Source organism: Vicinamibacteria bacterium, from assembly GCA_035620555.1.
In the GTDB taxonomy this organism is placed as follows: Bacteria; Acidobacteriota; Vicinamibacteria; order Marinacidobacterales; family SMYC01; genus DASPGQ01.
In genome coordinates this window covers 1-2,357 of record DASPGQ010000227.1, presented here as the reverse complement: position 1 = coordinate 2,357, position 2,357 = coordinate 1, and the positions used below count along the sequence as shown (strand labels likewise).

The 2,357-nt window shown below is 65.2% G+C and carries 2 protein-coding genes and 2 tRNA genes; 2 read left to right on the top strand and 2 right to left on the bottom strand.

Translation table 11 applies throughout. The annotated features are described in order from the left end of the window. Nucleotides 1–795: acyl-phosphate glycerol 3-phosphate acyltransferase (locus VEK15_09745; protein HXV60963.1), on the top strand; the 795-nt coding region annotated here is incomplete at its 5' end. Then, nucleotides 792–2,054, top strand: a complete 1,263-nt coding sequence (locus VEK15_09740) for a beta-ketoacyl-[acyl-carrier-protein] synthase family protein (GenBank protein HXV60962.1) — start codon at nt 792–794, stop codon at nt 2,052–2,054. The genes VEK15_09745 and VEK15_09740, both read left to right, overlap by 4 nt. Before the next feature lie 16 nt (nt 2,055–2,070). Here VEK15_09740 and VEK15_09735 read toward each other — a convergent pair. Beyond that, a tRNA-Lys gene (locus VEK15_09735) sits at nt 2,071–2,146 on the bottom strand. Nucleotides 2,147–2,161: 15 nt separating this feature from the next. Beyond that, nucleotides 2,162–2,238, bottom strand: a tRNA-Arg gene (locus tag VEK15_09730). Nucleotides 2,239–2,357 lie beyond the last annotated feature (119 nt).

Sequence of the window (2,357 nt, the reverse complement as noted above, 5' to 3'; positions counted from 1 at the left end):
ATGGCGCCCTACGGCGTATCGGAGACCGCCCTGAAACCGGTATACGGGATGGCGGAGAACACCCTCGCGACGACGATGCCCTCTCTTTCCGATGCGCCGCTCGTCGACTGGGTGGAGCGGGAGCGGTACGAATCGGAAGGCCGAGCGGTGCCGTCGAGAGCGGAGGGCGCCCTCGGGTGGGTCTCGGTGGGACGGGTGCTCTTCGGACAGAGCCTCAAGGTAGCGTCCGCCTCCGGCGACGAGCTTCCCGACCGTCGTGTCGGGCGCCTGCTGGTTCGCTCCCCCTCTCTTCACAGCGCGATCCTCAGAGGAGAGTCGCTCGTTCCCCGAAGCGGCGAGTGGCTCGACACGGGCGATCTCGGCTACTGCGCCGACGGAAACCTCTACGTAACGGGACGGGCTCGAGATATCGTGATCAAGGGCGGTCGCAACGTCTCACCCGAGCGCATCGAAGAACTGGCTTCGACGACGTCGGATCGGATCGGCAGGTGCGTGGCGTTCGGCGTTCATGACGAGAGCCGGGAGACGGAGCGGCTCGTCGTTGCAGCCGAGGTGCACCCGCGGCTCGCTTTCGACTCGGCGGAGCGAGATCGGCTGCGGCTCGCAGTGCGAAGCGAGCTTGCCGGCGCCGGATATCAGGTGGATGAAGTCGTTCTCCTGAGACGAGGGACGCTGCCACGAACGACGAGCGGCAAGCTCCGGCGCGGTGCCGCTCGCTCCCTCTACCTCGCCGGGGACGTCCGTTTTCGCCCCGAGTCATTCCTCGGGCAAAGAGACGAGGACGGTGAGTGGTGACGGACGAGACGGACTCCGACGTCTGGATCACGGGAATCGGAATGGTCACTCCCGTGGGCGTGGGGCGGGAGGAGAGCTGGACGGGTTTTTCCGAGGGCCGCTCCGGAGTCGGTCCCATTCGCTCCTACGACGCCGGTTCCGAGGCGATCCGCATCGCCGCCGAGGTTCCCGAGCACTTCGAAGAGGCTTACCGGAAGAAAGTACGCATGCCTTTCGCCCGGCGATTCGCGCGCTTCACCCGTCTTGCCCTTTTCGCGGGAGAAGAGGCGATCGAGGATTCCGGCCTGGATTTGAGCGCGGAAGATCCGCTCCGCATCGGGGTCGTCATGGGCGTGGGTGGTGGAGCGGTGCACTACATGGGGCCTCTGGAGGAGGCTCTCTCGGGCGGGCCTCTCTCTCTCGAAGACGTCATCGATCACAACTTCGTAGTGAAGACCATGCTCAACGCACCCGCGGGGATGCTGAGCATGAGACACGGGCTCCAGGGACCTTCGACCATCATCGGTGCCGCCTGTGCCTCCGGTGCCTACGCCATCTCGACCGCGGCGTCCTGGCTCCAGAGCCATCGAGTCGACGTGGTGCTCGCGGGCGGTACCGATTCCACCGTGAGCAAACTCACCCTGCTCGCGTACCATCGCGTAGGTGCGCTTTCCTCCGCCAATGAGCTCGGATCCAGGGCCAGCCGTCCATTCGACCGGGACCGAAGCGGTTTCATCATGGGTGAGGGAAGCGCGGTGCTGGTGCTGGAGACCGCGCGCCATGCACGCGATCGCGGCGCTCGGCGATACGCCCGGCTCTCGGGAAGCGGGCTGGTCAGCGAGGCCTATCGCATGGCGACTCCCAGGAGCGACGGCAGCGCCATGGCTCGCGCCATGGAAGAAGCGCTCAAGAGCGCACGGGCCGACGAGACCGAAGTGGCGTTCATCAATGCAAACGCTCTGTCTACGCCGGTCGGGGACTCCGCCGAAGCGCTTGCGATCCACCGCCTATTCGGGGAGCGAGCGCGTCGCATCCCGGTCACAGCGCCCAAATCGATGATGGGGCATCCGATCGGTGCGTCGGCGGCCATTCAGGTGGCTCTGACCGCGATGACCATCCGCCACGGCCTCATTCCTCCAACCGCCAACCTGGACCACCTCGACTCCGGAATCGACCTGGACGTGGTCCGGGGCGAAGCTCGAGAGCAAGTCGTCGCCTTGGCGCTCTGCAACGCTTTCGGCTTCGGCGGGCACAACGCCAGTCTGGCGCTGCGGAGATAGCGATCGGTACAGGGAATGGTGAGCCGCGAAGGAATCGAACCTTCAACCTACAGATTAAGAGTCTGTTGCTCTGCCAATTGAGCTAGCGGCCCACTTCTTCGTGTGGGTGGTACGCCTGAGAGGATTCGAACCTCTGACCTTCTGCTCCGGAGGCAGACGCTCTATCCATCTGAGCTACAGGCGCGTGCTCCGGACTCAAGAGGATAGCCGAGAGCGGCCCCGCTCGCAAGTCGAGTTTACGAGTGAACTTTCTCGAGCTCTCGCGCCGCCACCGGCTCGGAGAGGACCTCCGCGTCGAGGTCC